The following is a 1,210-nucleotide window of genomic DNA, read 5'->3' on the forward strand; positions in this document are numbered from 1 at the left end:
TGACCTGCCCCCATCAATAGGGCCAATGGGCTTCTAGCAAAGTCCCTTTAAACCAACTCCTGGAAAGCGGCAGGAGTATCCGCGGTTGCCCGATGTTTCGCCGCAAACTCTGACGGCGCAAGGTAGTTCAGTGCGCTGTGCGGCCTTTGCTCGTTGTAGTCCTGACGCCATGCCGCGATGACTGCCCGAGCATGCGCGAGCGTCGTGAACCAGTGCTCGTTAAGGCATTCGTCGCGGAACTTGCCGTTGAACGATTCGATGTACGCATTCTGCGTTGGCTTGCCCGCCTGAATCAACTTCAGAGCGACGCCGTTCGCATACGCCCACTGGTCAAGCGCGCGGCTCGTAAATTCGGGGCCCTGGTCTGTTCGCACCGCCTTGGGATAGCCACGGAAGCGAGCTGCGCGGTCCAATGCCCGAGCGACATACAAACCTGAGATGCCATGGTCGACAACGATGTCGACAGCCTCTTTCGTGAAGTCGTCGACGACGGTCAGGCACTTCACGCGCCGGCCGTTGGAAAGCGCATCCATCACGAAATCGATTGACCACACCTCGTTGGGGGCGCCCGGCAATGCCAGTTGCTCGCGCTCAATCATTACGCCGTGGCGCTTGCGACGGCGCCGCACAGCCAGCCCTGCCTCACGGTACAGGCGATAGATGCGCTTGTGATTGGCGTGCGTGCCTTCGCGTTCTACTAGGGCGTGCAATCGGCGGTAGCCGAATCGACGACGTTCGTGTGCCAACTCCACCAGACGCGCCGCTAGCACCTCATTCTCGTGGTCTGGCTTCGCGTCGTAATGCAGCACGCTGCGAGAAAGCCCGACAAGCCGGCAGGCGCGGCGCTCGGAGATGTTGACCTTCCCCCGAATCGCCGATACTGCTTCGCGTTTGGCTTGCGGGCTCAGGGCTTTCCCTTGACGACGACCTTCAACGCTTCCATATCGAGCATTGCTTCGGCCAGCAGCTTCTTCAGCCGGGCATTCTCCACCTCGAGGTCCTTGAGCCGGCGCGCTTCCGAGACCTCCATGCCGCCGAACTTCGCACGCCAAGTGTAGAACGACGCATCACTGAACCCGTGCTTCCTGCACAGTTCCTTGACCGGCATACCGGCCTCGGCTTCCTTCAGAAACCCGATGATTTGCTGTTCCGTAAAGCGCTTCTTCATGTTCGTCTTCTTCTCCGAAAACGAACTTTACTAGACTCCGGC

At 59.8% G+C, this 1,210-nt stretch carries 1 protein-coding gene; it reads right to left on the reverse strand.

Annotation, left to right across the window (positions count from 1 at the left end):
- Positions 1 to 47: 47 nt before the first annotated feature.
- A protein-coding gene (locus tag C3Y15_RS31415) for an IS3-like element IS407 family transposase (RefSeq protein ID WP_106919332.1) occupies positions 48 to 1,168 on the reverse strand; the annotation gives its coding sequence in 2 pieces (ribosomal slippage) (positions 48 to 910 and positions 910 to 1,168; 1,122 coding nt in all).
- Between the last annotated feature and the right edge of the window lie 42 nt (positions 1,169 to 1,210).

It is taken from the genome of Burkholderia sp. B10, from assembly GCF_004368385.1.
Classification (GTDB): domain Bacteria; phylum Pseudomonadota; class Gammaproteobacteria; order Burkholderiales; family Burkholderiaceae; genus Burkholderia; species Burkholderia vietnamiensis.